Raw genomic sequence first — 5,709 nt, forward strand, 5'->3', positions numbered from 1 at the left:
GACGGCGTGCACCTTCGACGACCCGCTCGACGGCGCCGACATGGCCCGCCGGGAGATCCGCTTCAGCCCGGTCAGCTTCGCCGGCAGCAGCTCGGGCAGCTCCAAGCCGAACCGCGGCCAGGCCCCCTGGTTGGCCGGCTCCTCCTGCACCCAGAAGAACTCCCGGGCGTTCGGGTAGCGGTCCAGGGTCTCGCCCAGCCGTCGCTTCGGCAGCGGCGCCAGCTGCTCGATCCGGACGATCGCGACGTCGTCGCGGCCGTCCTTGCTCTTGCGGTCGGCCAGCTCGTAGTAGAGCTTGCCGGCGGTGAGCAGGATCCGGGTGACGGTGCCGCGGTCGCCGATGCCGTCCTCGTAGTCGGGCTCCTCCAGCACCGACCGGAACTTGACCTCGGTGAAGTCCTTGACCTCGCTGACCGCGTGCTTGTTGCGCAGCATCGACTTCGGGGTGAACACGATCAGCGGCCGCTGGATCCCGTCCAGGGCGTGCCGGCGCAGCAGGTGGAAGTAGTTCGACGGCGTCGAGGGCAGTGCGACCGTCATCGAGCCCTCCGCCCACAGCTGCAGGAACCGCTCGATGCGCCCGGAGGTGTGGTCCGGGCCCTGGCCTTCGTGGCCGTGCGGCAGCAGCAGCACCACGTTGGAGAGCTGACCCCACTTGGCCTCGCCGGAGCTGATGAACTCGTCGATGATCGACTGGGCGCCGTTGACGAAGTCGCCGAACTGCGCCTCCCACAACACCAGCGCGTCCGGGTTGCCGACGGTGTAGCCGTACTCGAAACCGACCGCGGCGTACTCGGAGAGCGGCGAGTCGTAGACCAGGAACTTCCCACCGCTCGGGCTGCCGTCGGGGTTGGCCGACAGCAGCTGCAGCGGGGTGAACTCCACACCGGTGTTCGAGTCGACCAACACCGAATGCCGTTGCGAGAAGGTGCCGCGCCGGGTGTCCTGGCCGGAGAGCCGGACCAGCTTGCCCTCGGCCACCAGCGAACCCAGCGCCAGCAGCTCGCCGAACGCCCAGTCGATCTTGCCGTCGTAGGCCATCTCCCTGCGCCGCTCCAGCACCGGCTTCACCCGGTGGTGCACGGTGAACCCGTCCGGAACGGCCAGCTGCGCGTCGCCGATCCGGGCCAGCAGCGCCTTGTCCACCGCGGTGGAGAGTCCCTTGGGCACCTGCTGCTCGGACTCCACCGACTCGCTGGGCAGCGCGGCATGCTTCTCCAGCTCCCGAATCTCGTTGAACACCTGCTCCAACTGACCCTGGTAGTCGCGCAGCGCGTCCTCGGCTTCCTTCATCGAGATGTCGCCGCGGCCGATCAGGTCTTCGGTGTAGCTCTTGCGGACGCCGCGCTTGGTGCCGATCACCTCGTACATGTACGGGTTGGTCATCGACGGGTCGTCGCCCTCGTTGTGGCCGCGCAGGCGGTAGCAGAGCATGTCGATGACGACGTCCTTGTGGAACTTCTGCCGGAAGTCGATCGCCAGCCGGGCCACCCAGTCGCACGCCTCCGGGTCGTCGCCGTTGACGTGGAAGATCGGTGCGCCAACCATTTTCGCGACGTCGGTGCAGTACTCGCTGGACCGGGAGTGGTCCGGCGCGGTGGTGAAGCCGATCTGGTTGTTGACCACGATGTGCAGCGTGCCGCCCACCCGGTAGCCGGGCAGCGTCGCCATGTTCAGCGTCTCGGCGACGACGCCCTGCCCGGCGAACGCCGCGTCGCCGTGCAGCATCATCGGCACCACCGAGTAGCCCTCCGGGCTGTCACCCTTGTCCAGCAAATCCTGGCGGGCCCGGCACATCCCCTCCAGCACCGGGTCGACGGCCTCCAGGTGCGACGGGTTGGCGGTCAGCGACACCTGAATTTCGTTGTCGCCGAACATCTGCAGGTAAACGCCGGTGGCGCCGAGGTGGTACTTCACGTCACCGGAGCCGTGCGCCTCGGCCGGGTCCAGGTTGCCCTCGAACTCGGTGAAGATCTGCGAATACGGCTTTCCGACGATGTTGGCCAGCACGTTGAGCCGGCCGCGGTGCGGCATGCCGATGACGACCTCGTCCAGGCCGTGCTCGGCGCACTGGTCTATCGCCGCGTCCATCATCGGGATGACGGTCTCGGCGCCCTCCAGGGAGAACCGCTTCTGCCCGACGTATTTGGTCTGCAGGAACGCTTCGAACGCCTCGGCGGCGTTGAGCTTGCTCAGGATGTACTTCTGCTGCGCCACAGTCGGTTTGCCGTGCCTGACCTCGATCCGTGCCTGCAGCCACTGCTGCTGCTCGGGGTCGAGGATGTGGGTGTACTCCACGCCGATGTGCCGGCAGTAGGCGTCGCGCAGCACCGACAGCACGTCGCGCAGCTTCTTGTACTCGGCGCCGGCGAAGCCGTCGACCTTGAACTCGCGGTCCAGGTCCCACAGCGTCAGCCCGTGGGTCACCACGTCGAGGTCGGGGTGGCTGCGGAAGCGGGTCTTGTCCAGCCGCAGTGGGTCGATGTCGGCCATCAGGTGGCCGCGGTTGCGGTAGGCGGCGATCAGCTCCATCACCCGGGCGTTCTTGTCGACGATCGAGTCCGGGTTGTCCGGCCGCCAGCGCACCGGCTTGTACGGGATGCCCAGTTCGAAGAAGAGCTCGTCCCAGAAGCCGTCGGCGAGCAGCAGCTGGTGGATGGTGCGCAGAAAGTCGCCGGACTCGGCGCCCTGGATGATCCGGTGGTCGTAGGTGGAGGTCAGGGTGATCAGCTTGCCGATGCCCAGCTCGGCGATGCGCTGTTCGCTGGCGCCCTGGAATTCGGCGGGGTACTCCATCGCGCCGACCCCGATGATCGTGCCCTGGCCGGCCATCAGCCGGGGCACCGAGTGCACGGTGCCGATGGTGCCCGGGTTGGTCAGCGAGATCGTCACGCCGGCGAAGTCCTCGGCGGTCAGCTTGCCGTCGCGGGCGCGCCGGACGATGTCTTCGTAGGCCGCGACGAACTGCGCGAAGCCCAGCGCCTCACAGCCCTTGATGCCGGCGACCACCAGGGACCGCTTGCCGTCCTTGCCCTGCAGGTCGATCGCCAGGCCGAGACTGGTATGGGCTGGTGTGACGACATTCGGCTTCCCGTCGACCACGGCGAAGTGCCGGTTCATGTTGGGGAATTGCTTGATCGCCTGCACCAGCGCGTACCCCAGGATGTGGGTGAAGGAGATCTTGCCGCCGCGGGTCCGTTTGAGGTGGTTGTTGATCACCGTGCGGTTGTCGATCATCAGCTTGGCCGGGACGGCCCGGACGCTGGTGGCGGTCGGCACCTCCAGCGAGGCGGACATGTTCTTGACCACGGCGGCGGCCGCCCCGCGCAGCACCTGCGTCTGGTCGCCCTCGACGGGTTTGGCCGCCGGCGTGGACGGTGCCTGCGGCGCCGACGGCTGCGGCGCGGCGGCGGTCGGCGCGGCCGCCGGCGCCGATTGAGTGGGCTGGGTCGGCGGTGGAGCCGGTCGGGCCGGCTGGGCCGGCTGGGCCGGTGCCCCGCTCGGCTGGCCGTTGGGCCGCGAGCGTTCGGCGGCGGGTTCGGGATGGTAGTCGGCGAGGAAATCGTGCCAGCTCGGGTCGACCGACGAAGGGTCCTCCCGGTACTTCCGGTACATCTCCTCGACCAGCCATTCGTTCTGACCGAAAGGTGAAGTGTCACCGCTCACGGCAGCTGCTCGCCTCGATTCCTCGTCCGCCGGCAAAACCCGCGTGCCGGTACTGTCCGTGCGGCCCCGGCGGGCCGCGACTTCGTCTCCAAGGCTAGCCCTTTGTGGATAATTCCCCCAGGCAGATCGCCTCGTCCGGCCCGCGGGCCGGGCGTCAACCCGCGTCGACGATCAGGTGCAGCGGCACCGGCCAGCGATCCGGCGGCGGGCCGAACGCAGCGCGGGCGTTCTTGACGATCTTCTTCCCGATCAGCCGGTTTCCCACCGCGCCGACGACCGCGCCGATCCCCATCGGCAGCAGCTTCCCGAACATCAGCGTGCCCCGGCGCATCACGTAGCGTTTCGCGACGTAGCGCATCAGCCGCGAGTTGAGCTCGGCCATGGTCGGCATCGGCATCGCCAGCGTGCTCGCCGACAGCCAGGCGCCGCCGGTCCGGCCGGCGCCGAGCAGGTCGGTCACGGCCTGCTTCCCCTCGCCGCCGACGAGCACCCCGAGCACCAGGGCGCGGCGCTGCTCTCGCTTCTCGGCCGGGATGTCGTGCAGTTCGGCGACCGCCAGCGCGAAGAACGCCGTCGCCTCCAGGAACACGGCGGTCTCCGCGGTGATCGCGGTGAACGCGGCGAGCGTGCCGACGGCCGGCACCGTCGCCAGGCCCCCGACCATCGCCCCGCTGCCGGTCACCGCCCGCAGGTAGTGCTTCTCCAGCCGGGTGAGGATCTCGGCCGGGTCGGCGCCGGGCCGGGTGCTGCGCAACCGGTCCAGGTAGGCCCGCACGGCGGGACGCTGCACCCGGCTGCTGCCCTCGATGATCCGCGACAACACCCGGGCGGCGGTCGTCGGAGCTGCGGCGATCGGCGCCGGTGGTGAGCTCTCGGTGAGCTGGTGTCGCCGGAAACGCATCGGTTGCCTCCCGTCCCGGTCAGGGTGCCATCAGGCTAACGTCCGGGCGGCCGGGGGGTGCCGGGACGGAGTTGTCCGTCTCGGATTTCGTCCGTAGCGTCGCAGCACATGACCACGACGCGGCGAGCGCGCCTCGATGACCAGGGGAAACGCCCGCGCGCCCAGCCCACGTCGATCGACCCGTGGAACACCCTGTGGGCGATGATGGTCGGCTTCTTCATGATCATGGTCGACTCGACCATCGTCGCGGTGGCCAACCCCAGCATCATGCGGGCGCTGGACGTCGGCTACGACACGGTGATCTGGGTCACCAGCGCCTACCTGCTCGCCTACGCGGTGCCGCTGTTGGTGGCCGGCCGGCTCGGCGACCGGTTCGGCCCGAAGAACCTGTACCTGATCGGTCTGACGGTGTTCACGCTGGCCTCGCTCTGGTGCGGCCTGGCCGACGGCATCGGGATGCTGATCGCCGCCCGCGCGGTGCAGGGCGTCGGGGCCGGGCTGCTGACCCCGCAGACCCTGGCGATGATCACCCGGATCTTCCCGGCGGACCGCCGCGGCATGGCGATGAGCGTCTGGGGCGCCACCGCCGGGGTGGCCACCCTGGTCGGCCCGCTGGTCGGCGGGGTGCTGGTGGACGTGCTGGGCTGGGATTGGATCTTCTTCGTCAACGTCCCGATCGGGGTCTTCGGGCTGGCGATGGCGATTCGGCTGGCCCCGGACCTGCCCACCCACCCGCACCGGTTCGACCTGGTCGGGGTGCTGCTCTCCGGGGCGGCGGTGTTCCTGGTGGTGTTCGCCCTGCAGGAGGGCGAGTCCACCGGCTGGGCGGCGTGGATCTGGGTGATGCTGGCGGCCGGGATCGGGTTCCTGCTGGCCTTCGCCCGCTGGCAGCGGACCAACGCCGGCGAGCCGCTGGTCCCGCCGAGCATCCTGCGCGACCGGGACTTCAGCCTGTCGAACCTGGGGGTGGCGGTCGCCGGTTTCGTCGCCACCTCGCTGGCGCTGCCGATCATGTTCTACGCGCAGTCGGTCTGCGGACTCTCACCGACCCGGGCCGCGGTGCTGACCGCGCCGACGGCGATCTCGTCGGGGCTGCTGGCGCCGGCCGTCGGCCGGATCATCGACCGGACGCACCCGCGGGC

Annotated in this window: 3 protein-coding genes; 1 reads left to right on the forward strand and 2 read right to left on the reverse strand. The window is 69.6% G+C overall.

Translation table 11 applies throughout. From position 1 onward, the window contains the following. Both AC2VNT_RS16470 and AC2VNT_RS16475 read right to left on the reverse strand, forming a co-directional pair. The coding region (locus tag AC2VNT_RS16470) for a multifunctional oxoglutarate decarboxylase/oxoglutarate dehydrogenase thiamine pyrophosphate-binding subunit/dihydrolipoyllysine-residue succinyltransferase subunit (protein WP_486947875.1) at positions 1-3,615 on the reverse strand (3,615 nt) is incomplete at its 3' end. 205 nt (positions 3,616-3,820) lie between these two features. Continuing rightward, complete coding sequence (locus AC2VNT_RS16475; RefSeq protein WP_486947874.1) at positions 3,821-4,567, reverse strand: hypothetical protein; 747 nt, start codon at positions 4,565-4,567, stop codon at positions 3,821-3,823. 201 nt (positions 4,568-4,768) lie between these two features. Here AC2VNT_RS16475 and AC2VNT_RS16480 point away from each other — a divergent pair. After that, a partial coding sequence (locus tag AC2VNT_RS16480) for a DHA2 family efflux MFS transporter permease subunit (protein ID WP_486947876.1) occupies positions 4,769-5,709 on the forward strand: 941 nt, incomplete at its 3' end.

Source organism: Mycobacterium sp. TH-M15, assembly GCF_057473705.1.

Coding starts and splice junctions, on each gene's coding strand:
- AC2VNT_RS16475 (WP_486947874.1), bottom strand. CDS start 4,567: ATGCGTTTCCGGCGACACCAGCTCACCGAGAGCTCACCACCGGCGCCG.